Below are 21,170 nucleotides of genomic sequence, written 5' to 3'. Positions count from 1 at the left end.
GTGCGGCCGGTGATCCGGCTTCGGGGCGGGGGCGAGGCCAGGGAGGAGGCGCGGGTGCGGGCGCGGGAGGGGTGGGACCCCGAGGTGTACCGGTTTCGCGGGGTGGTGGAGGGGGTGTTTGGGGGGATGAAGACGCGGCTGGGTGGGGGGNACCTTTGGGAGCGGAAGCCTTGGACGGCCATGGCGCGGGCGCTTTTGGAGCTCATCGCCTACGGCCTTAGGGTTCTTCTCTCCCTTCTCCCGCCCCCTCCGGGGTACAAGGCAATTTACTAGGCAAGCCCACACCCCCTAGGCGGCGGATCTCCTCAATGAAGCGCTCCACCGAGTCAAACTCCCGGTAGACGGAGGCAAAGCGGATATAGGCCACGTGGTCCAGGTCGCGGAGAAAGGCCATGGCCTTGAGGCCGATGGCCTCGGAGGTGATCTCGGGGCCCGTCACCTGGTCCTCAAAGGTGTAGGCAAAGCGGCGCAGGGCTTCCTGGTCCACCGGGCGCTTCTCGCAGGCCAGGAGGAGGCCCCGAAGGAGCTTGTCCGGGTTAAAAGGCTCCCTTCGCCCATCCCGCTTCACCACCATGAGGGGCTCCAGCTGGGTGCGCTCGTAGGTGGTGAAGCGGCGGCCACAGGCGGGGCACTCCCGGCGGCGGCGGATGGCCGCCCCCTCGTCCGAGGGCCTCGAGTCCACCACCCGGGTGTCCGCGTGGCCGCAGTAGGGGCACTTCATGGGACTTCCCGCAGGAGCTCGTAGACCTCGGGGGAGACGGGGGGCTCGGGGAGCTGGACCTCCAGGACCACCCCGCGAATCCCCTCGGAGACCATGGACCCGAGGCCCAAGGCCGCCCGCACCAGGGCCTGGTCGTAGGCCTCCCCCACGGGGTCGCGGGAGGGCACCACCCCGTTCACCCGCACCCCGGGGAAGGTGCGGCTTGCCCCCTCAATGAGCCCCTCCACCGCCTTGCGCACGGAAAGGGTGTGGGGCTCCATGCGGGCCGAGGGGGGCAGAACCAGGGTGACAAAGCCGCCCCCCGCCAGGTGGCGGAGACCCTGCTGGAGGACGTAGAGGCTACTCTTCACGTCCTGGCTCATGAGGTCGTACCACTCCCCCTCCAGGAGTTCCACGAAGGGGGTCTTGCTCTCGGCGGTGGTCACGTGGACGATGCCGTCCAGGAGGCCAAAAAGCTCCTCCACCTTCTCAAAGGTGCTGGTCACGTCCAGCACCACGCTCATGTCCCCGCGGATGGGGATGGCCGTGGCCCCCAGGGCCTCCACCTCGGAGGCCACCCCCGTGGCCAGCTCCACATCGGGGTCCACGGCGATGACCGTGGCCCCGTTTCTGCCGTAGCCGTGGGCGATGGCCCGCCCAAAGCCGCGTCCGGCCCCGGTCACCATGACGATCCGCCCCTCGAGGCCCAGAAGATCCCGTGACATCAGGCCCATTGTACGGGAAAATAGGGGCATGGCCCGCATCCGCGTGGCAGAGGGGGACATCACCGAGTTCCGCGGGGATGCCCTGGTGAACGCCGCCAACAACCACCTGAAGCTGGGGGCCGGGGTGGCGGGGGCCATCCTGCGCAAAGGGGGGCCCTCCATCCAGGAGGAATGCGACCGGATTGGACCCATCCGGGTGGGGGAGGCTGCGGTCACCGGGGCGGGGAACCTGGGGGTGCGCCACGTGATCCACGCCGCCGTGTTGGGGGACGAGCCCGCCAGCCTGGAGACCGTGCGTCAGGCCACCCGAAGCGCCCTGGAGAAGGCGGTGGCCCTGGGCCTGAGGACCGTGGCCTTCCCCCTCCTAGGCACCGGGGTGGGGGGGCTTCCCGTGGAGGCCGTGGCCCGGGTGATGCTGGAGGAGATTAAAAAGGCCCCTGACACCCTGGAGGTGACCCTCTACGGCTACCGCAAGGAGGACGCGGAGGCCATCCGCAGGGCCCTCTAGAGGGGCTTGCGGAAGCAGACGATCCGCTCCACCTCCTGGTAACCCAGGTGGCGGTGGGCCTCCTGGCCCGGGAGGTTTTCCAGCTGGGCATCCGAGGCCATCTCCGTGCATCCCTGGGCCCTGGCCCAGGCCTCGGCCCTTTCCACCAGGGCCCGACCCACCCCTTGCCGGCGCCAGGGGGGGCGCACGTACCACCCCTCCAGGTACCCCACGGGGCTCGTCTCGCACCCTTCCGCGTAGGGGCGGAGGCCCACCTCCACGAACCCCACCAGCTCCCCCTCCACCTCCGCCACAAAGGCCGCCTGCCGGAGGCCTTCCAAAAGGGTTTCCACCCCTTCCTCCCCCGCCTCGGGCCAAAGCTCCCGGCGCAGGGCCAAATAGGCGGGGAGGTCCTCCCTTCGGAGGGGCCTCACCCACCCCCTCATGGACCCTCCTCACTCCCGGCAGGAGGGGTAGGGTTTGGGGAGCTCTCCACCTTGGGGAAGTACCCCGCCGCCAGGGCCTTGAGGTCGGTCTCCCCCACCCGGCCGTCCCCGTCCAGGTCCCCCTTGAGGTCCTTGCCCTCCTTCCCCCAGGCCTGGGCCAGGGCCAGAAGCTCGGCGAAGGGTTTGCCCCGGGGAAGGGCCTGGCCCAGGGGCTTCCCCTCCTTGTCGTAGAGGACCAGGCGGGGGGTGAGCCTGGGGGTGAGGGGCTTGAGGGGGTTCAGGAGGAGGCGGAAGGCCTCCTGGTCCTTCACCGGCCTGGCGAAGGCCATGTCCAGCCGCAAGAGGCCGGTGGTGGCATCGTAGTCCAGGAGGTGGACGGGGCTTGCCGGCCTTAAGGTCTGGAGGTCGGGAGCCAGGTCAGGGAGGCGCAGCTCCAGCTGGAACCCCGACGCCTCCCGCACCTCCACCCGGCCGAGGAGGAGGAAGGGCCCTTCCACCTGGGCCGGGGGGGCCACCAGGGTGAGCCTGGGTGGGGGCGGGTCGGAGACATTGAGGGTGAGGCGCCCCACCCGGCTGTTCTTGGCCCCGTCCTCCACGGTGAGGGTGAGGGGGAACTGGCCCTTCTCCCGGGGCACCCCGGCAAGCCGCCCCCCCTGGAAGGTGAGGCCCTGGGGGAGCTTGCCCTCGAGGGCAAAGGTGTAGGGGCGCACCCCCCCCTCGGCGCTGAAGGCGTGGCTGTAGCTCTCCCCCAGGTAGGCGGGGGGCAGGCTGGTGCTGGTGAGGCGCAGGGGCTCCACCCCCACCCCGGTGGGGTCCTGGGTGCCGCAGGCGGCGAGAAGGAGGAGAAGGGGCCAGAGCTTCCGCATAGGGCCAGTCTAGCCGGTATAGTTGAAGGCATGATTAAGCCGGACTGGTGGATCCGGGAGATGGCGCAAAAGGGCATGATTGAGCCCTTTGAGGAGCGGCTGGTGCGGGAGGGGGTGATCAGCTACGGCCTTTCCTCCTTTGGCTACGACCTGCGGGCGGCTCCCGAGTGGAAAATCTTCACCAACGTCTTTTCCACCGTGGTGGACCCCAAGGGCTTTGACCCCAGGAGCTTCGTGGAGTACGAGGGGGAGGAGGTGATCATCCCCCCCAACTCCTTCGCCCTTACCCGGAGCATTGAGTACATCCGCATGCCGGAAAACGTCATCGCCATCGCCCTGGGTAAGAGCACCTACGCCCGGTGCGGCATCGTGGCCAACGTCACCCCGCTGGAGCCCGGCTGGGAAGGCCACGTCACCCTGGAGATCTCCAACACCACCCCCCTGCCCGCCAAGGTCTACGCCAACGAGGGCATCGTGCAGATCGTCTTCCTGGAAGGGCCGAGGCCCGAGACCACCTACAAGGACCGCCGGGGGAAGTACCAGGGGCAGAAGGGGATTACCCTGCCCAGGGTGTAGGCTATGGGGGTGCGCTGGCTTTTCCCCCTCCTCCTCCTGCTTGGCGCCTGCCAAGGTGAGAGCATGAAACCCCTGCCCTACCTTTCGGAGACCCCGGTGCGCACCTTCAAGGCCCCCGAGAAGGTGATGGAGGCGGGCAAGGACTACTACGCCCGCATCCGGACCACCCAGGGGGAGATCCTCCTGGACCTCCTGGAGAAGGAGGCGCCCAACACGGTGAACTCCTTCGTCTTCCTGGCCCTGCATCGCTACTTTGAGGGGGTGGTGTGGCACCGGGTCATCCCCGGGTTCGTGGCCCAGACCGGCGACCCCACGGGCACCGGCCGGGGAGGTCCGGGCTACACCTTTGGCCTGGAGATCGCCCCCGGCCTGGCCTTTGACCGGGAGGGCATGGTGGGCATGGCCCGCACCCAGGACCCCAACTCCAACGGGAGCCAGTTCTTCATCACCCTAGGCCCCACCCCCCACCTCACGGGGCAGTACACCCTCTTCGCCAAGGTGGTGGAGGGGATGGAGGTGGTCAGGCGTCTGGCCCCCACGGAGGGCCCGGGGGCCGGCGGGGAGCGGGACCGGATCCTGGCGGTGGAGGTCCTGGTCAAGGAATGATCCCCGAGGGCACCCGCTTCCTCCTGCCCCCCGAGGCCCGGCTCAAGGCCGAGGTGATGGGGCGGCTCCAGGACCTCTTCTGGCGCCACGGGTACGAGCCCGTGGAGCTCCCCGCCCTGGAGAACTACGACCCCCAGCACCCCCTGGCGGAGCGGGCCTTCAAGCTGGTGGACCGCACCGGAGAGGTCCTGGCCTTGAGGAGCGAGTTCACCACCCTCCTGGCCAAGCTCCTCCGGCCCCACCTGGGGGAAGGGGTCTACCGCTTCCAGTACGCGGGGTCCCTCTGGCTGCGGGAGGCGGACGCCGAGCTCGGGCGCTTCCGGGAGTACACCCAGGTGGGCCTCGAGCTCCTGGGGGCCACGGGGCCCCTGGCGGACGCCGAGGTCCTGCACCTGGCCTTTGCCGCCCTGGAGGCCTTGGGGGTGGAGGGGGTGGTGGAGGTGGGCCTGCCCAGCCTGGTGGGGGAGGCCCTCCGGGCCTCGGGTCTGCCCGAGGAGGCGCAACGGGCGGCGCAGCGGGCCATCCACCGCAAGAACCTTCCCGAGCTGGAGGAGCTCCTAAGCCGCTACCCCGTCTCCCCCGAGGTGGCCAAAACCCTCCTGGCCCTGCCCGACCTTTACGGGGAGGCCGAGGTCCTGGAGGAGGCCAAGGCCCTTCCCCTGCCCCCCCGGGCCCGCCAGGCCCTGGTGCAGCTGGAGAAGACCCTGGAGCTCCTGGAGCGGCCGGTGCTCCTGGACCTGGGGATGGCCCGGCGCTACGAGTACTACTCGGGCATCTTCTTCCGCGCCTACACCCCGGGGTTCGGCCTCCCCCTCCTGGGGGGCGGGCGGTACGATGGGGCCCTATGGCCCAAGGCAGCGGGCTTCGCCCTGGGGGTGGAGCGGCTCCTGGAGGCCCTAAAGCCCCCGAGCACCCAGGAAGCCCCCCAGGTCCTGGCCCTGGACCTGAAGGCCTTGAAGCGCTTCGCCGGGGAGAAGCGGGTGGAGCTTTTTTACGGGGAGGACCCCCTGGCCCACGCCAGGGCCCGGGGCATTCCCTACCTGGCCCGGGGCGAGGAGATCTGGGAGGTGGGATGAGGCGCTACCTGCTCACCCTGGCCCTGCCCAAGGGGCGGATGTTCCAGGAGGCCTACGCCGCCCTCAAGGCGGCAGGCCTGGACCTGCCCCCGGTGGAGGACGAGCGGGCCCTGCTCCACGGCCGGGAGGGGGGCATTGCCCTGCTGGAGCTCCGCAACAAGGATGTGCCCGTCTACGTGGACCTGGGCATCGCCGAGGTGGGCGTGGTGGGCAAGGACGTCCTCCTGGACTCGGGCCGCGACCTCTACGAGCCCGTGGACCTGGGGTTCGGCGCCTGCCGGCTTTCCCTCATCCGCCGCCCCGGGGATACCTCCCCCATCCGCCGCATCGCCACCAAGTACCCCACCTTCACCGCCCGGCTGCTGAAGGAGCGGGGCTGGGTGGCCGATGTGGTGGAGCTCAGCGGGAACATTGAGCTGGCCGCGGTCACCGGCCTGGCGGACGCGGTGGTGGACGTGGTGCAGACCGGGGCCACCCTGCGGGCGGCGGGGCTGGTGGAGGTGGAGGTCCTGGCCCACTCCACCGCCCGGCTCATCGTGAACCGGCAGGCCCTCAAGCTCAAGCGCTCCCTTTTGAAGCCCCTAATCGCTAAGCTAAGGAACCGTGACCGAGGCCCGTAGGAAGCGCCTAGAGGAGGTGCTGAGCCGGCGGCAGCCCGACCTCACCGTCCTCCTGGAGAACGTGCACAAGCCCCACAACCTCTCGGCCATCCTGCGCAGTTGCGACGCCGTGGGGGTCCTCGAGGCCCACGCGGTGAACCCCACGGGGGGCGTGCCCACCTTTAACGAGACCAGCGGGGGAAGCCACAAGTGGGTCTACCTCCGGGTCCACCCCAGCATCCAGGAAGCCTACGCCCACCTGCGGGCCCGGGGCTTCCGGGTCTACGCCACCGCCCTAAGGGAGGACGCCCTGGACTACCGCCAGGTGGACTACACAAGGCCCACCGCCATCCTCCTGGGGGCGGAAAAGTGGGGGGTTTCGGAGGAGGCCCTGGCCCTGGCGGATGGGGCCATCCGCATCCCCATGCTGGGCATGGTGCAAAGCCTCAACGTCTCCGTGGCCGCGGCGGTCATCCTCTTTGAGGCCCAGCGGCAACGGCTCCAGGCGGGGCTTTACCAGGAGCCCCGCCTGGAGCCCGAGCTCTACCAGAAGGTCCTGGAGGACTGGCTCAGGAAATAACGTAGGTGAGCCAGGCCTCGTACTCCGGACGCAGGCCGCGCACGGCCTCCAGGTAGACCTCGCGGAGCCTCAGGGTGATGGGGCCAGCGGTGCCCTGGCCGATGGGCCGCCAGTCGATCATGGACACCGGGGTCACCTCGGCGGCGGTGCCGGTCATGAAGACCTCGTCGGCCATGTAGAGCTGGTCCCGGGTGGCCCGCACCACCTGGACCTCGTAGCCCAGGTCCTTGGCGATGCGGATCACGGAGTCGCGGGTGATGCCCTCCAGGTTCACCGAATGCTCCAGGGCATAGATCACCCCGTCCCGCACGAAGAAGAGGTTCTCCCCGCTCCCCTCGGCCACGTAGCCCTCCTCGTCCAGGAGGAGGGCCTCGTCGGCCCCGGCGCTCACCGCCTCCATCTTGGCCAGGGCCGAGTTCACGTAGTTCCCCCCTATCTTGGCCTTACCCGGCATCACGTTGGCGGGGAAACGGGCCCAGGAACTGGTGATGAGCTTCGCCCCCTTGCGCACCGCCTCCTCCCCCAGGTAGGCCCCCCACTCCCAGGCGGCCACCATCACCTCGGCGGGGTTGTTGGGCAGGGGGTTCACCCCCAAGGCCTTGGCCCCCATCCAGGCCAGGGGGCGGATGTAACAGCTCTTGTAGCCGTTTTTCCGCACCACCTCCTGGATGGCCTCCTCCAGCGCTTCGGGGGCGAAGGGGATCTCCATGCGCAGGACCTTGGCGGAGTTGTAGAAGCGCCGCACGTGCTCCTTGAGGCGGAAGATGGCCGGCCCCTTGGGGGTTTCATAGGCCCGTATGCCCTCAAAGACGCTGGTGCCGTAGTGGAGGGCGTGGCTCAGGACGCTGGTCTTGGCCTCCTCCTGGGGCACCAGGGCTCCATTCATCCAGATGAGCCCTGCCCGGATCTGCACGTCCCCACCCTTGGCCTCGGGTTTGGTCATGGCGAACCTCCGCCCCCATCATAGCGCTTCCTTACAAATCCCCTTTGCGTAAGGCCTGGAAAAGCCGTGCCACCTCCTCCCCCAGGGCCTTGGCCACCGGGGCCTTAAGGCTTCCCTCCCGCAGGAGGAGGTGGACCGTGCGCCCCGCCCCCGGGGGGGAAAGGGGGCGCAGGTGGGCCCGTTTGGCCTGGGGAAGGGTCCAGAGGGCCACCTCGGGCAGGAGGGTGAGCCCTCCCACCTCCTCCACCAGGAGGATGAGGGTCTCCAGGTCCCCGCTTTGAAACTCCACCCGCCGCCTGCCCAAGGTGGGACGGCATACGGCCAGAACCTGCTCCCGGAAGCAGTGCCCCTCGGAGAGGACCCAGGTATCCTCCAAGGGAACCTCCAGGGGGTGGATGGCCTCCCGCCCGTAGAGGGGGTGGTGGGGGGAGACGTAGGCCCAAAAGGCCTCCTCAAAGAGGGGCAGGGCCAAGAGGCCAGAGCCCCCCTCCTTGGTGCCCACCAGCCCCGCGTCCAGCCTGCCTTCCTGAAGCTCTGCCAGGATGGTAGGGGTGAGCTCCTCCCGCACGCTGACCTCGAGGCCCGGATAGCGGGCCGTGAAGCGGGGCAAAAGGCGGGGCAGGAGGTAGGGGGCCAGGGTGGGAATCACCCCCACGCGGAAAGGACCCTGGAAGCAACCCTCGTCCCCGCGGACTAGGGCCTTCAGGCGCTCCACCTCTTCCAGAACCCTCCGGGCCTGGGCCACCACCGCCCGCCCCACCTCGGTGGGCCTTCCTTCCCGCCGGTCAAAAAGCCGCACCCCAAGCTCCTCCTCCAGCTTGCGGATCTGCACGCTTAGGGCGGGCTGGGTCAGGTAGACCCGGTCCGCCGCCTTGGTGAAGCTTCCTTCCTCCGCCAGGGCCACCAGGTAGCGCAGCTGGTCCAGGGTCATAAATCCAGTTTATTTGCTGGGGCAAAAAGTTCTATTGGACTTATGGCCAGAGGGTCCCTAGGGTGGGAAGTGCCTGGCCCGGCCAGGCAGGAGGTGAAGGATGTTCCTGAGGATAGACCGCCTGCAGATCGAACTGCCCATGCCCAAGGAGCAGGACCCCAACGCCGCCGCCGCGGTGCAGGCCCTCCTGGGAGGGCGCTTTGGGGAGATGTCCACCCTGATGAACTACATGTACCAGTCCTTCAACTTCCGGGGGAAGAAGGCCCTGAAGCCCTACTACGACCTCATCGCCAACATCGCCACCGAGGAGCTGGGGCACATTGAGCTGGTGGCGGCCACCATCAACAGCCTCCTGGCCAAGAACCCCGGCCAGGACCTGGAGGAGGGGGTGGACCCGGTACAGGCCCCCCTGGGCTATGCCAAGGACGCCCGCAACGCCGCCCACTTCATCGCCGGCGGGGCCAACAGCCTGGTCATGGGGGCCATGGGGGAGCACTGGCACGGGGAGTACGTGTTCACCAGCGGCAACCTGATCCTGGACCTCCTCCACAACTTCTTCCTGGAGGTAGCCGCCCGCACCCACAAACTCCGGGTGTATGAGATGACGGATAACCCCGTGGCCCGGGAGATGATCGGCTACCTCCTGGTGCGGGGCGGGGTGCACGCCGCCGCCTACGGCAAGGCCCTGGAAAGCCTCACCGGGGTGGAGATGACCAAACTCCTCCCCATTCCCCGCATTGACAACAGCAAGTTCCCCGAGGCCAAGAAGTACATGGACCTGGGCTTCCACCGCAACCTCTACCGCTTCAGCCCCTCGGACTACCAGGACCTGGGCCTGGTGTGGAGCGGGGCCTCCCCCGAGGACGGCAGCCCCGTGGTGGTGGTGGACGGGCCCCCCACGGGCGGGCCGGTGTTTGACGCCGGCCACGACGCCGCCGAGTTCGCCCCCGAGTTCCACCCGGGCGAGCTTTACGAGATCGCCAAGAAGCTCTACGAAAAGGCCAAGTAAGCCCCCCAAGGCCTGCGCCCCGGCCCCTAGCCTGCCCCGTACCGCCCGCCCGGAAGGGGCCGGGCCAGGCCCTTGAGCTCCAGAAGGGCAAGGAGGGCCAGGACCCGCTCCGCCGGCAGGCCCAGGGCCCCCGCCAGGTCCTCGGGGAGGGCCTCCCCCTGGCGGAGGAGGGCGTAGAGCTCAGCCTCCTCCGGGGAAAGGGCAGGTTCCTCCCGGCGCCCGGGAGCAAAGCCCAGGTAGGAGAGGACGTCCTCCGCGGAGAGCACTGGGTAGGCCCCGTCCTGGATGAGGCGGTTGGCCCCCAGGGAGCCCGGGTCGGTGGGCCTGCCCGGCACCGCCAGCACCTCCTTGCCCAGCTCCAGGGCGTACCGGGCGGTGATAAGGGCCCCGGAGTCCAGGGGGGCCTCCACCACCACCACCGCCCGACAGAGCCCGGCGATCAGGCGGTTGCGCCGGGGGAAGAACTCCGGCTTAGGCCCGGTGCCCAGGGGGAATTCCGAAAGGAGGTCCATGCGCTCCGCCAAGGCGCGGTGTTCAGGGGGGTAGAGGCGGTCCAGGGCGCTTCCCAGGACCCCCAGGGTGCGCCCACCCCCTTCCAGGGCCCCCAGGTGGGCCTCCCGGTCCACCCCCCGGGCCAGGCCCGAAACCACATAAAGCCCCGCCTCCGCCAGCTCCCGGGCCAGCCTCCGGGCAAAGGCCAGGGCCCAGGAAGAGGCCCGGCGGGTGCCCACCAGGGCCACGGCCCTCCCCTCCTCCGGCAGGTCTCCCTTGAGGTAAAGGTGGGTGGGGGGCTGGGGCAACCGGCGAAGCCCCTCAGGAAAGCCCTCCTCCCAAAGGCCCAGGATGCGGAAGCCCAGGGCGGCCGCCCTTTGCCGCTCCGCCTCCGCCCGGGCCACGGCCTCGGTCCAGAAGCCCGCGGCCTGGGGGAAGCGCGCCTTAAGGCTCTCCACGGGATTTTCCGCCTCCAGAAGCTCCAAAAGCCGCTTGGGCCCGATGCCGGGCAGGAGGGCCAGGGCCAGGGGGTCCACGGGAGGGAGTATACTGAAAGGCCTGGAAGGGCCGGACCCAGGCCCAAGGGCCAATCCCAGGGGTCCGGGATCACCTAACCATGGAAGGGAAGACCTACTCCGGTTTTGTGGCCCTGGTGGGCAAGCCCAACGTGGGCAAGTCCACCCTGCTCAACAACCTGCTGGGGGTGAAGGTGGCCCCCATCAGCCCCCGTCCCCAGACCACCCGCAAGCGCCTGCGGGGCATCCTCACCGAGGGGAACCGCCAAATCGTCTTCGTGGACACCCCAGGCCTCCACGAGCCCATGGACGCCCTGGGGGAGTTCATGGACCAGGAGGTCTACGAGGCCCTGGCGGACGTGAACGCCGTGGTCTGGGTGGTGGACCTGCGCCACCCCCCCACGCCGGAGGACGAGCTGGTGGCCAAGGCCTTAAGGCCCCTGGTGGGCCAGGTGCCCATCCTCCTGGTGGGCAACAAGCTGGACGCGGCCAAGTACCCCGAGGAGGCCCTCAAGGCCTACCATGCCCTCCTGCCCCAGGCGGAGGCCCGGGCCCTTTCCGCCCTGGACGAGCGCCAGGTGGCCGAGCTCAAGGCCGAGCTCCTGGCCCTCCTCCCCGAGGGCCCCTTCTTCTACCCCGAGGACTTCGCCAAAAGCGACCAGACCTTCGGGGAGTGGGTGGCGGAGATCATCCGCGAGGAGGCCATGAAGCGCCTGTGGCACGAGGTGCCCTACGCGGTGGCCGTCAAGACGGAGGAGGTGGCGGAGCGGGAAAACGGCGTCCTCTACATCAAGGCCCTGCTCTACGTGGAACGCCCCTCCCAGAAGGCCATCGTCATCGGCGAGGGGGGGAGGAAGCTGAAGGAGATCGGCCAGGCGGCGCGCAAGCAACTGGAGGTCTTCCTGAACCGCAAGGTCTACCTGGACCTCGAGGTCAAGGTCTACCCCGACTGGCGCAAGGACCCCGAGGCCCTGCGGGAGCTGGGCTACCGCTCCTCCATAGGGTAAGCCTCCCCCCTTCCCATCCCGCGGCTTCCCGGTAGCATAGCCCTATGCCCTGGCTTCTGCCCAAGGAGATCGCACCCCTCCACCAGAAGGCCCTGGACCGCTTCCTGGGTAGCCTGGTGGAGCAGCTTTCCGACCCCAGCGTGGACCGGAACGCCCTGGTGCGGGAGGAGCTCTCCCGGCTCCTCTACGGCCGGCCCTACGCGGAACTCCTGGAGGCCAACCCCCTGGCCGCCCTGGGCCTGGACCCCGAGGGCATCACCTTTGAGGCCGAGCATTACGCGGCCACCGACCCGGAGAAGTTCCGCAGGGTGAAGCCCCTCCTCTGGTTCTGGAAGGTGCTGGACCTTACCCCCTTGGGCCAGTCCGTGCACTCCGGGGTGGCCATAAGGCGGGCCCTGGCCCCCTTCATCTTCAAGCGGGTGGGGAAAAACCCCAAGTTTTTCCAGAACGTGGAGTTCTCCGTGGGGTACAACCTGGAGCTGGGCGACGACGTGGTGGTCCACCGCTACGTGCTCCTGGACGACATCGGGGGCATCAAGATCGGGGACCGCACCTCCCTCTCCGACTACGTGAACGTCTACAGCCATACCCACCACGTCCTGGCCTCCCCCGACGTGACCCTCAAGGAGACCATCATCGGCAGTGGGGTGCGCATCACCTACCACGCCACCATCCTGGCCGGGGTGCGCATCGGGGACGACGCCATGGTGGGCACCGGGGCCGTCGTCACCCGGGACGTGCCCCCCCATGCCATCGCCCTGGGCATCCCCGCCAAGCCCGTGCGCTACAAGGTGCGCCAGGACTGCCCCTACTGCCGCAAGGGGGAGCCCCATCCTTCGGACCTGGTGCCCCGGCTTCCCGACCGCAAGGGCAACCCCGACTACCCCGACTTCCTCCCCCCCGGCTTCGGCACCCGCGAGGCCTGAGGAGCCCCCATGTGGACCCGTGAGGAGCTGGATCGCTACCACCGCCAGATGATCCTGCCCCAGGTGGGGCCCGAGGGCCAGGAGCGCCTAAAGGGCTCCTCCGTGGTGGTGGTGGGGGCCGGGGGCCTGGGGGTGCCGGTGCTGCAGTACCTGGTGGCCGCCGGGGTGGGGCGGGTGGGCATCGTGGAGATGGACCGGGTGGAGCTTTCCAACCTCCACCGCCAGGTGCTCTACGCCACAGAAGACGTGGGCCGGCCCAAGGCCCTGGTGGCCCAGGAACGGCTAAAGGCCCTGAACCCCCTGGTGCAGATAGAGGCCTACCCCCTGCGCCTCACCGCGGAAAACGCCCTGGAAATCCTCCGGGGCTACGACCTGGTGGTGGACGCCTCCGACAACTTCCCCACCCGCTACCTGGTGAACGACGCCTGTGTCCTCCTGGGCAAGCCCCTGGTCTTCGGGGCCATCTACCAGTTTGACGGCCAGGTGGCCGTCTTCCACCACCCCACGGCGGAAGGGGCCATGGGGCCCTGCTACCGGTGCCTCTTCCCCAAACCCCCTGCCCCGGGGAGCGTGCCCTCCTGCGCGGAGGCCGGGGTCTTCGGGGTCCTGCCCGGGGTGGTGGGGGCGCTGATGGCCACGGAGGCCCTGAAGGTGCTCCTGGGCCTGGGCAGGCCCCTGGCCGGCCACCTCCTGCTCTATGAGGCCCTGGAGGGCCAGTTCCGCAAGCTTAAGGTCCAGCGCAACCCCGCCTGCCCCGTGTGCGGGGACCAGCCCACCCAGCGGGAACTCATAGACTACGAGGCCTTCTGCGGGCTATGAAACCCGCCCTGGCCCCCGGGGGCCAGGGCGGGGTAAGGGGGGCTTTAGGCGCGGGCCTCGAGGGGGACGTAGGGCACGTCCAGCTCCCCGATGTACTTGGCATCGGGGCGCAGGAGGCGGTTGTCCAGGAGCTTGTACTCCAGGATGTGCCCCACCCAGCCGGAGATGCGGGCCACGGCGAAGATGGGGGTGAAGAACTCCAGGCCGAAGCCCAGGTCGGAGTAGACCACCCCGGAGTAGAAGTCCACGTTGGGGTAGATGCCCCGGGGGTTCAGGACCTTCCCCGCCTCCTCCTCCACGATCTTGAGGATCTGGTACTCCCGGGAGTGGCCGTGGGCCTCCGCCACCCGGTGGGCCAGCCGCTCCAGCACCCCCGCCCGGGGGTCAAAGGCCTTGTAGACCCGGTGGCCCATGCCCATGATGCGCTCCTTCTTGGCCAGCTTCTCCCGCACCCAGTCCCGGGCCCGCTCCGGGGAGCCGATCTCCTGGATCATCTTCATCACCGCCTCGTTGGCCCCCCCGTGCCGGGGGCCCTTGAGGGAGGCCACGGCGGCGGTGATGGCGGAGTAGAGGTCGCTTTCCGTGGAAAAGGCGGCGATGGCGGTGAAGGTGCTGGCGTTGAAGCCGTGCTCCGCGTGCAGGATGAGGGCGGCATCCATGAGGCGCTCCTGCTCGGGGCTCGGCTCCACCCCGTTGGCCATGTAGAGGAAGTTGGCCGCGTGGGAGAGGTCCTCCCGGGGGGCCAGGGGCTCCTTCCCCTCCTTCAGCCGCTTGTTGGCGGCCACGATGGTGGCGAACTTGGCGATGAGGTCCAGTCCCTTCTCGTAGAGGGCCTCCTTGGAGATATCCCCCTCGGTGGGGTCCAGCATCCCCAGCTCGGAGACCGCGGTGCGCAGGAAGCTCATGGGGTGGGCCGAGAGGGGGTAGCGGCGGAAGGAGTCCAGAAGGTGGCCCGGCAGGGCCCGCCGGCGGGCCAGCTCTCGCTTAAAGGCCTCCAGCTCCTCCCCTTTGGGGAGTCTGCCGTGGAGTAGGAGGAAGGTGGTCTCCTCAAAGGTGCTCTTCTCCGCCAGCTCCTGGATGGGGATGCCGTAGTAGTAGAGGCGGCCCGCCTCCCCGTCGATGAAGCACATGCGGCTTTCCGTGAACAGGACGCCTTCCAAACCCCGTGCCACTTCCATACTTGCCTCCTTTGCCGCACCCTACGGGTGCCTGCTTCCCATCATACAGGGGTAAGGCTCAGAGGGCGTCCTCCTGGAGGATGAGGGTCTTGAGGTAAAGGCTTTCGGGCACGTGCAGGCTCCAGGGGTGGTCCTTGGGCTGGTGGGTGAGGGCGTGGACCCTGAGGCGCACCCCCCGGTCGGCGGCGGCCCGGCGGGCCACCTCCAGGAGGTCCTCCGCCTTCAGGTAGTAGCTGCAGGCGGAAAGCCAGAGGTACCCCTCGGGGGCGAGAAGGCGCAGGGCCTCCCGCACCAGGTCCACCAGGTGGCGCTTCATGGGGGCAAGCTCCTCGGGGCGCTTCACCAGGGTGGGGGGGTCCAGGAGGACGTGGTGGAAGGGGCCTTCCAGGGCCTGGAGCACGGGAAGGGCCTCCCCGTGCCGGATATCCACCCGGAGGGCCGCCCTCAGGGCCGCCCGGTCCAGGACCGCAAGGGCCTCGAGGTCCTTGTCCACCGCCAAAGCGTAGGCCCCCTTGCGGGACGCCCGCAGGGCGAAGGCCCCCACGTAGCTGTAGACGTCCAAAACCCGCTCCCCCGGGCGCACCATGGCCTCAAAAAGGCGGCGGTTTTCCCGCTGGTCCAGGTAGTACCCCGTCTTCTGGGCTAGGGCCAGGGGGATGGGGAAGGTGAGGCCATCCTCCTCCACCTCCAGGACCTTGGGCACCTCCCCAAAGACCACCCCCACCCGCTCGGGAAGCCCCTCCTGCCGCCTGGCCTCCACGTCGCTCCGCTCGTACACCCCCCTGGGGGCCACCGCCTCCAGGAGGGCAGGAAACCAAACTTCCCGCAGGGCCTCCATCCCCCGGGTGCGCACCTGCAGGACCAAGACCTCCCCAAACCGGTCCACCACCAGCCCGGGTAGCCCGTCCGCCTCCCCATGCACCAGGCGGTAGAAGCTCCCCAGGCCCTCCCGCCGCCTTAGGGCCCGCTGGAAGCGGCCAAGGAAGAACTTCCGGTCCAATGGCCCCCGGTCAAAGCGGTAGGCCCGGAAGGGGACCCGGGAGGCGGGGTCAAAGTAGCCCACGGCCAGAAACTCCCCTCCTTCCCCCACCGCCTCCGCCACCCCTGCCTCCTTTGGGGCCTCCTGGACCTCGTCCCGGTAGAGGTTAGGGTAAAAGTTCTTGATCTTCCGCTCCTTGCCTGGCTTGACCACCACCCGCAGCACGGGCCCAGGATACCCCCGTGCTACCTTGGAAGCATGAACCGCAAACGCTGGCTTGCCCTCCTGCTCTTCCTGGGCGTCATGGCCCTGGTAGTGGGCCTTGGCCGCCTCCTCCGCCCGGAAGAGACAGGCCGCCCCTGGCAGGAAACCACCCTCCGGGGCCGGGGGGAGAAGATGGTCCTACTGGAACTAAAGGGAAGCATCCCCACCGGCCAAGCCCTGGAGGACTTCCTCTCCCAGGTGCGCCAGGCCCGGGAAGACCCCGGGGTCAAGGCGGTGCTCCTCCACGTGGAAAGCCCCGGGGGCCCGGTTACGGAAACCGAGGCCATCCACCGGGCCTTAAAGGCCCTGGACCAGGCAAAGCCCCTGGTGGCCGCCCTGGGCAGCGTGGCCGCCAGCGGGGGCTACTACGTGGCCACTGCCGCCCGGGAGGTCTTCGTCCCCGCAACGGCCCTCACCGGCTCCATCGGGGTCATCTCCACCATCCCCGAGGTGAGCGGCCTTCTGGCAAAGCTTGGCATCCGGGTGGAGGTGCTCAAAGAAGGAGCCCTCAAGGACATGGCCTCCGGCCTCAAGCCCCTCTCCCCTGAGGAGAGGGCCGTGCTCCAGCGCTACATGCAGGAGGCCTACGAGCTCTTCCTCCGCCGGGTGGCCGAGGGGCGCAGGCTACCCCTGGAGCGGGTCAGGGCCCTGGCCGACGGCCGCATCTACTCGGGGAAGCAGGCCGTGGCCCTGGGCCTCGCTGACCGGGAAGGCTACCTGGAGGAGGCGGAAAAACGCGCCGCTGAGCTGGCGGGGCTGGAGACGTACCGGCTCGTGCGCTATGAGAAACCCAAGGGCTTCCTGGAGGAACTCCTGGACGACACCCTCTCCTTCCGATCTGGCACCACGGAAACGGAACGGCTCCTGGCCCTCCTCACCCAAAGCCGCTTCCGCCTGGAGTACCGCTACCTGGGGGGTGGCCTGTGGTAGTGGCCAGCCCCTGGCGCCGCCTGGTGGCCTCCCTGGTGGACGGCCTCATCCTCGTCCCCATAAGCCTTCTCCTCATGGCCCTGGCGGGAGTCAACCCCCTCACCACCACCCCCCTGGAGGACCTCCTCTTCAACTGGGTGCCCAGCTGGGCCTACTACGTGGCCTTCACCGCCCTTTACGGGGCCACCCCGGGCAAGATGGCCCTGGGCCTTCGGGTGGTGCGCACCCACGGGGAACCCGTGGACTGGCTCACCGCCTTCATGCGGGAGGTGGTGGGGAAAACCCTCTCCACCTTGCCCCTCCTCCTGGGCTACCTCTGGGCCTTCTTCCACCCCAGGCGCCAGGCCTGGCACGACCTCATCGCCGACACCCTGGTGGTGCGGGTGGGCCAGGAAAGGCCATAAAGGACTTTGCCCCAGGCCTTTTAGGCCTGGGGCCCTTTGGTGGGCGATGGTGGACTTGAACCACCGACCTCACGCTTATCAGGCCCAAAAGGTACATACGTACCCGTACGGATAGCTACGGGATATCCCGTCCTTATGATTACTGTATTCCGGTATAGTACGGGAGTATCCCCCTACTTCCGGCTCCAACAGCCCCCCAAATAGCCCCCCGTTTCTGGTCCTTTTCCACAAAATGGCCCATGTTCGGATTGACCCGACAGGTACACCCCCCTTGCCCTAAGCTGTTCTCATGGCCCTCGAACCTTCCCTAACCCCCGAGCGGGTGCGCCCAGGGGTACGCCTCCTGGGCCTTTTGCCTGGGAAGGGCGTGATGGTGGAGCACGTGCGCTTCTTGGGGGAAACCCTCCAGGTGACCTACCGCGACCCAGACGGCCAGCTGGGGGAAGCCCTCCTCTATCCCGAGGACCTGGCCCTGCTCCAGGTGGAGGAAGCGCCTCGCTTTCCCTTGGATGCCCCGGGGGATCTCTTCCGCCTAGCCGCCGAGGCCAAGCGCATCCGCTTGGCTTACCTCTTTGATCCCATGATGGCGGTACACGCTTCCTTGGTGGAGCCTCTCCCCCACCAGATCGAGGCCGTTTACGGCCACCTCCTCCCCAAAACCCCCCTTCGCTTCCTCCTGGCCGATGACCCCGGGGCAGGCAAGACCATCATGGCTGGGCTCTACATCCGGGAGATGGCCCTCCGGGGGGCCCTGGAGCGGTGCCTGGTGGTGGCCCCCGGCGCCCTGGTCCTCCAGTGGCAGGAAGAGCTATGGGAGAAGTTCCGCCTCGACTTCCGGGTCTTCTCCCGCTTCACCCTCGAGACCTCCCAGGGCAACCCCTTCCGCGAACACCCCCTCTGGATCGCCCGCATGGACGGCTTAGCCCGCTTTCCCGAGGTGGCGGCGAAAGCTCTCGAGGTGGACTGGGACCTGGTGGTGGTGGACGAGGCCCACAAGATGGCCGCCTCCTACTACGGCCAGGAGGTGAAAGCCACCCGCCGCTACCGCCTGGGGCAGGAGCTTTCCCAGCGCGCCAAGCACTTCCTCCTCCTCACCGCCACCCCCCACCGGGGCAAGGAGGAGGACTTCCGCCTTTTCCTCGCCCTCCTGGACCCCGACCGCTTCCTGGGCAAGCCCCGGCCCAATAGCCCCCCGCCCGACGCCCAGGGGCTATGGCTCAGGCGGCAGAAGGAGGACCTGGTGCGCTTCGATGGCACCCCCCTCTTCCCTGAGCGCCGGGCCTACACGGTGGCCTACAGCCTCTCCCCCGAGGAGATGGGCCTCTATGAGGCGGTAACGGACTACGTGCGGGAGGAGATGAACCGGGCCGAGGCCCTCGAGGAAGGCCAAAGGCGCACCGTGGGCTTCGCCCTCACCCTGTTGCAAAGGCGGCTCGCCAGCAGTCCCCTGGCCATCTACCGCTCCCTGGAGAGGCGCCGGAAGCGCCTCGAGGCCCGCCGGGAGGAGGTGCGCCGGGGCCTCCTCGCCTTCCCCACCCTGGAGGAGGAGGACATCGAGGAGAAGGAGGAGTTTCCCGACGAGGAACTGGAAGCCGCCCCCGAGGTGCTGGACCAGGCCACCGCCGCCCGCACCCTGAGCGAGCTGGAGGCGGAAATCGCCACCCTAAGGCGCCTCGAGGCCCAGGCCAAGGCCCTCCTCCGGGGGCAGCAGGACCGGAAGTGGCAGGAGCTGCAGACCCTCCTGGAGGACAAGCGCATCCGCGGGCGCAAGCTCATCGTCTTCACCGAGCACAAGGACACCCTGGACTACCTGGAAAGCCGCCTCCAGGCCTACCTGGGGCGGCCCGAACAGGTGGTGGCCATCCACGGCGGCCTCTCCCGGGAGGAGCGCCGCCTGCGCCAGGCCCGCTTCACCCAGGACCGGGAGGTCCTCATCCTGGTGGCCACGGACGCCGCTGGGGAAGGGGTGAACCTGCAGCAGGCCCACCTCCTCATCAACTACGACCTCCCCTGGAACCCCGCCAGGCTGGAGCAGCGTTTCGGCCGCATCCACCGCATCGGCCAGACCGAGGTCTGCCACATGTGGAACCTGGTGGCGGAGAACACCCGGGAGGGGGAGGTCTACCTGCGCCTCCTCAGGAAGCTGGAGGAGGCCAGCCAGGCCCTGGGGGGGCGGGTGTTTGACGTGCTGGGCAGGCTCTTTCAGGAAAGGCCCCTCAAGGAGCTTCTCCTCGAGGCCATCCGCTACGGGGAGGACCCCCAGGTGCGGGCCCGGCTCTTCCGCCAGGTGGAGGGGGCGGTGGACCGGGAACGGCTGGAGAAGCTCCTGCAAAACGCCTTAGCCGCTGAGGTCCTGGACCCCAAGCGCCTGGAGGCCCTGCGCCTGGACATGGAGCGGGCCGAGGCCCGCAGGCTCCAGCCCCACTACCTGGGAAGCTTCTTCCGCGAGGCCCTGGAGGCCCTGGGGGGCACCGCCTACCTCCGGGAGGAAGGGCGGATGGAGGTGAGCTTCGTGCCCGCCAAAGTACGGGAGGCCAGGCCGGGGGTCCTGCGGAGCTACACCCGGGTCACCTTCCATAAGGGCAAGGTGAGCCTTCCTGGGAAGCCGGTGGCGGACTTCCTGGTGCCGGGGCACCCCTTGCTGGAGGGCGTTTTGGATGCAGTCCTCCGGGAATGGGGCCATAACCTGGAGCGAGGGACGGTCCTGGTGGACGAGAACGCCACAACCCCCCGCCTCCTCCTGGCCCTGGAGCACGAGGTGCGGGACGCCCACGGCCCTGTTTCCCGCCGCTTCCTCTACCTGAGCCTCAGCCCTAAGGGAGAGGTGCGGGAGGAGGGGCCCGCCCCCTACCTAGACCTACGCCCGGCCACGGAGGAGGAGCGAGCCGAGGCTTTCGGGCTTTGGGAAGGCTGGGACACGGCTGGGCTTCTGGCCCAGGCGGAGGCCTACGCCACCGCTAGGCTGGCCAAGGAACACCTCGAGGAGGTGCGCCGCTTCCGCCAGGCGGAGGTGGACCGCACCCTCCGGGCGGTGCGGGAGAGGCTCCTTTCGGAGATCTACCATTGGGACAGCCTGGCCGCCAGGGAGGAAGAACGGGCCAAGGCGGGGAAGACGGGGGCCTCGGGCCGGGCGGAGGCGGCCCGCCGGAGGGCGGACGAACTAAGGGAGCGTCTAAAGCGGCGGGAGCGGGAGCTGGAGGCGGCCAGGCACCTTCAGTCCCTCCCGCCCCGCCTCTCCCAGGCCATCCTGGTGGTGCCCCCGCTGACGCCCAAGGTGGAAGCCCCCGAGTTGGAAGCGCAAAGGCGCCTGGAGCGGCTGGCGGTGGAGGCGGTCCTTCTGGCGGAGCGGCGGCTGGGCCACGAGCCCAAGGAGATGCCCCCCGGATGGCCTGGCTACGACGTGGAGTCCCGTACCCTCCAGGGCACCCTCCGCTTCATCGAGGTCAAGGGCAAGGGGCCGGGCTCGGAGGTGGTGACCCTTTCCCGCACCCAGATCCTCACCGCCCTCAACAAGCCCACCTCCTGGTTCCTGGCGGTGGTGGAGACGGACGGGGAGAAAGCCTTGCGAGTGCACTACATTCCCACCCCCTTCGTGCGGGAGCCCGACTTCGGGGCCACCAGCGTGAATTACGATTTGAAGGAGCTTCTGGCCAAGGCGAAGCAGGTGGTGGTCCTGTGATATGCCCATATCCCAAAGCGGAGCTTGGGATACAAAAATGAGGGGTTTGTATCATATACCCCGTGCACCCCGAGGAGCTATTCGCTGGAAATCCTGGAGGCCTAGCCCAGGTCGTGTCAAGAGTTATGTGTAATAAGAAATCCCCCTAGTCCTCTCCCGTAGAATGGGGCCATGGACCTCGCCAAACACCAACGCCGCCCCCGGCTGCAACTCAAGCTGCAGCATCACCCGGATAACCTTCACGCCCTGTACCGGGAAAGCCAAGACCCCATAGAACGCTCCCGCTGGCACGCCCTCTGGCTCCTCGCCACCGGCCACCCCATCCCAAAAGTCGCCCAAACCCTGGGCTACTCCACCCGCTGGGTCCGGGACACCCTCCACCGCTACAACCAAGGCAAGCCCATGGCCGACCTCCGCCACCAAAACCCAGGCC

23 protein-coding genes and 1 pseudogene are annotated in these 21,170 nt (G+C 68.7%); 15 read left to right on the top strand and 9 right to left on the bottom strand.

The genetic code is table 11. From position 1 onward, the window contains the following. Positions 1-273 (top strand): annotated as a pseudogene (locus tag B128_RS12585) (hypothetical protein); the annotation flags it as partial. On the opposite strand, the gene nrdR reads toward B128_RS12585, so the two are convergent. After that, complete coding sequence (gene nrdR, locus B128_RS0101830; protein WP_018110589.1) at positions 218-721, bottom strand: transcriptional regulator NrdR; 504 nt, start codon at positions 719-721, stop codon at positions 218-220. The pseudogene B128_RS12585 and the gene nrdR overlap by 56 nt on opposite strands. After that, complete coding sequence (locus B128_RS0101825) at positions 718-1,425, bottom strand: SDR family NAD(P)-dependent oxidoreductase (RefSeq protein WP_018110588.1); 708 nt, start codon at positions 1,423-1,425, stop codon at positions 718-720. The genes nrdR and B128_RS0101825 overlap by 4 nt, the downstream gene beginning before the upstream one ends. Before the next feature lie 28 nt (positions 1,426-1,453). Between B128_RS0101825 and B128_RS0101820 the strand changes: the two genes are divergently transcribed. After that, complete coding sequence (locus tag B128_RS0101820; RefSeq protein WP_018110587.1) at positions 1,454-1,933, top strand: macro domain-containing protein; 480 nt, start codon at positions 1,454-1,456, stop codon at positions 1,931-1,933. Here B128_RS0101820 and aac(6') read toward each other — a convergent pair. Together aac(6') and B128_RS0101810 are read right to left on the bottom strand one after the other, a co-directional pair. After that, complete coding sequence (gene aac(6') / locus B128_RS13315) at positions 1,930-2,358, bottom strand: aminoglycoside 6'-N-acetyltransferase (protein ID WP_018110586.1); 429 nt, start codon at positions 2,356-2,358, stop codon at positions 1,930-1,932. The genes B128_RS0101820 and aac(6') overlap by 4 nt on opposite strands. After that, a complete protein-coding gene (locus B128_RS0101810; RefSeq protein WP_018110585.1) occupies positions 2,355-3,224 on the bottom strand; it encodes a putative Ig domain-containing protein in 870 nt (289 codons plus the stop codon). Before B128_RS0101810 ends, aac(6') begins: the two co-directional genes overlap by 4 nt. Before the next feature lie 30 nt (positions 3,225-3,254). Between B128_RS0101810 and dcd the strand changes: the two genes are divergently transcribed. Genes dcd through trmH form a run of 5 tightly spaced genes read left to right on the top strand, consistent with a single transcriptional unit; the run spans position 3,255 to position 6,661 of the window. Continuing rightward, on the top strand, positions 3,255-3,800 hold the full coding sequence (dcd, locus tag B128_RS0101805) for a dCTP deaminase (RefSeq protein WP_018110584.1): 546 nt from the start codon (positions 3,255-3,257) through the stop codon (positions 3,798-3,800). A gap of 3 nt (positions 3,801-3,803) precedes the next feature. Then, positions 3,804-4,406, top strand: a complete 603-nt coding sequence (locus tag B128_RS0101800; RefSeq protein WP_018110583.1) for a peptidylprolyl isomerase — start codon at positions 3,804-3,806, stop codon at positions 4,404-4,406. Then, complete coding sequence (locus B128_RS0101795; protein WP_018110582.1) at positions 4,403-5,482, top strand: ATP phosphoribosyltransferase regulatory subunit; 1,080 nt, start codon at positions 4,403-4,405, stop codon at positions 5,480-5,482. Before B128_RS0101800 ends, B128_RS0101795 begins: the two co-directional genes overlap by 4 nt. Then, entirely contained in the window at positions 5,479-6,102 is a 624-nt protein-coding gene (hisG, locus tag B128_RS0101790) for an ATP phosphoribosyltransferase (RefSeq protein ID WP_018110581.1), read from the top strand. The genes B128_RS0101795 and hisG overlap by 4 nt, the downstream gene beginning before the upstream one ends. Next, positions 6,086-6,661, top strand: a complete 576-nt coding sequence (gene trmH / locus B128_RS0101785; protein ID WP_018110580.1) for a tRNA (guanosine(18)-2'-O)-methyltransferase TrmH — start codon at positions 6,086-6,088, stop codon at positions 6,659-6,661. The genes hisG and trmH overlap by 17 nt, the downstream gene beginning before the upstream one ends. Here the strand turns inward: trmH and B128_RS0101780 are convergent. Together B128_RS0101780 and B128_RS0101775 are read right to left on the bottom strand one after the other, a co-directional pair. Beyond that, positions 6,651-7,604: a branched-chain amino acid transaminase gene (locus tag B128_RS0101780; RefSeq protein ID WP_018110579.1), complete on the bottom strand. Its 954-nt coding sequence runs from the start codon at positions 7,602-7,604 to the stop codon at positions 6,651-6,653. The two genes, trmH and B128_RS0101780, sit on opposite strands and share 11 nt — an antisense overlap. A gap of 31 nt (positions 7,605-7,635) precedes the next feature. After that, positions 7,636-8,535 (bottom strand): hydrogen peroxide-inducible genes activator, encoded by a 900-nt coding sequence (locus tag B128_RS0101775; protein ID WP_018110578.1) that lies wholly within the window; start codon positions 8,533-8,535, stop codon positions 7,636-7,638. A gap of 100 nt (positions 8,536-8,635) precedes the next feature. Here B128_RS0101775 and B128_RS0101770 point away from each other — a divergent pair, with 100 nt between their 5' ends. Beyond that, positions 8,636-9,544, top strand: coding sequence for a manganese catalase family protein (locus B128_RS0101770; protein WP_018110577.1), 909 nt, complete (start codon positions 8,636-8,638; stop codon positions 9,542-9,544). A 26-nt stretch (positions 9,545-9,570) separates the two neighbouring features. On the opposite strand, the gene dprA is transcribed toward B128_RS0101770, so the two are convergent. Continuing rightward, complete coding sequence (gene dprA, locus B128_RS0101765; RefSeq protein ID WP_018110576.1) at positions 9,571-10,572, bottom strand: DNA-processing protein DprA; 1,002 nt, start codon at positions 10,570-10,572, stop codon at positions 9,571-9,573. An 80-nt stretch (positions 10,573-10,652) separates the two neighbouring features. Between dprA and era the strand changes: the two genes are divergently transcribed. From era to B128_RS0101750, 3 genes are read left to right on the top strand one after another with little or no spacing between them, the layout of a single operon-like run. Further along, entirely contained in the window at positions 10,653-11,558 is a 906-nt protein-coding gene (gene era, locus B128_RS0101760) for a GTPase Era (protein WP_018110575.1), read from the top strand. A gap of 44 nt (positions 11,559-11,602) precedes the next feature. Then, the gene (locus B128_RS0101755; protein WP_018110574.1) at positions 11,603-12,484 is read left to right on the top strand and encodes an acyltransferase; all 882 of its coding nucleotides are present in this window, start codon (positions 11,603-11,605) and stop codon (positions 12,482-12,484) included. A gap of 9 nt (positions 12,485-12,493) precedes the next feature. Continuing rightward, entirely contained in the window at positions 12,494-13,303 is an 810-nt protein-coding gene (locus tag B128_RS0101750) for a HesA/MoeB/ThiF family protein (RefSeq protein ID WP_018110573.1), read from the top strand. A 44-nt stretch (positions 13,304-13,347) separates the two neighbouring features. Here the strand turns inward: B128_RS0101750 and B128_RS0101745 are convergent, their stop codons facing one another. Beyond that, the gene (locus B128_RS0101745) at positions 13,348-14,481 is read right to left on the bottom strand and encodes a citrate synthase/methylcitrate synthase (RefSeq protein ID WP_018110572.1); all 1,134 of its coding nucleotides are present in this window, start codon (positions 14,479-14,481) and stop codon (positions 13,348-13,350) included. 58 nt (positions 14,482-14,539) lie between these two features. Beyond that, positions 14,540-15,685, bottom strand: a complete 1,146-nt coding sequence (locus B128_RS0101740) for a class I SAM-dependent rRNA methyltransferase (RefSeq protein ID WP_018110571.1) — start codon at positions 15,683-15,685, stop codon at positions 14,540-14,542. Between the two features lie 33 nt (positions 15,686-15,718). Between B128_RS0101740 and sppA the strand changes: the two genes are divergently transcribed. The 4 genes from sppA to B128_RS0101720 form a co-directional block, all read left to right on the top strand. Next, positions 15,719-16,654 carry a signal peptide peptidase SppA gene (gene sppA / locus B128_RS0101735; protein WP_018110570.1) on the top strand — a complete coding sequence of 312 codons (936 nt, stop codon included), beginning with the start codon at positions 15,719-15,721 and terminating at the stop codon, positions 16,652-16,654. Then, positions 16,648-17,058 (top strand): RDD family protein, encoded by a 411-nt coding sequence (locus tag B128_RS0101730; RefSeq protein ID WP_026174939.1) that lies wholly within the window; start codon positions 16,648-16,650, stop codon positions 17,056-17,058. The genes sppA and B128_RS0101730 overlap by 7 nt, the downstream gene beginning before the upstream one ends. Before the next feature lie 289 nt (positions 17,059-17,347). Next, positions 17,348-20,737 (top strand): helicase-related protein, encoded by a 3,390-nt coding sequence (locus B128_RS13310; RefSeq protein ID WP_018110568.1) that lies wholly within the window; start codon positions 17,348-17,350, stop codon positions 20,735-20,737. A 171-nt stretch (positions 20,738-20,908) separates the two neighbouring features. Next, positions 20,909-21,170, top strand: a 262-nt coding sequence (locus B128_RS0101720; protein WP_018110567.1) for a helix-turn-helix domain-containing protein, incomplete at its 3' end; no start/stop codon positions are given.

The organism is Thermus igniterrae ATCC 700962, from assembly GCF_000376265.1.
In the GTDB taxonomy this organism is placed as follows: Bacteria; Deinococcota; Deinococci; order Deinococcales; family Thermaceae; genus Thermus; species Thermus igniterrae.
The sequence above is the reverse complement of the archived record's forward strand: the minus strand, read 5'-3'. Positions and strand labels throughout refer to the sequence as shown.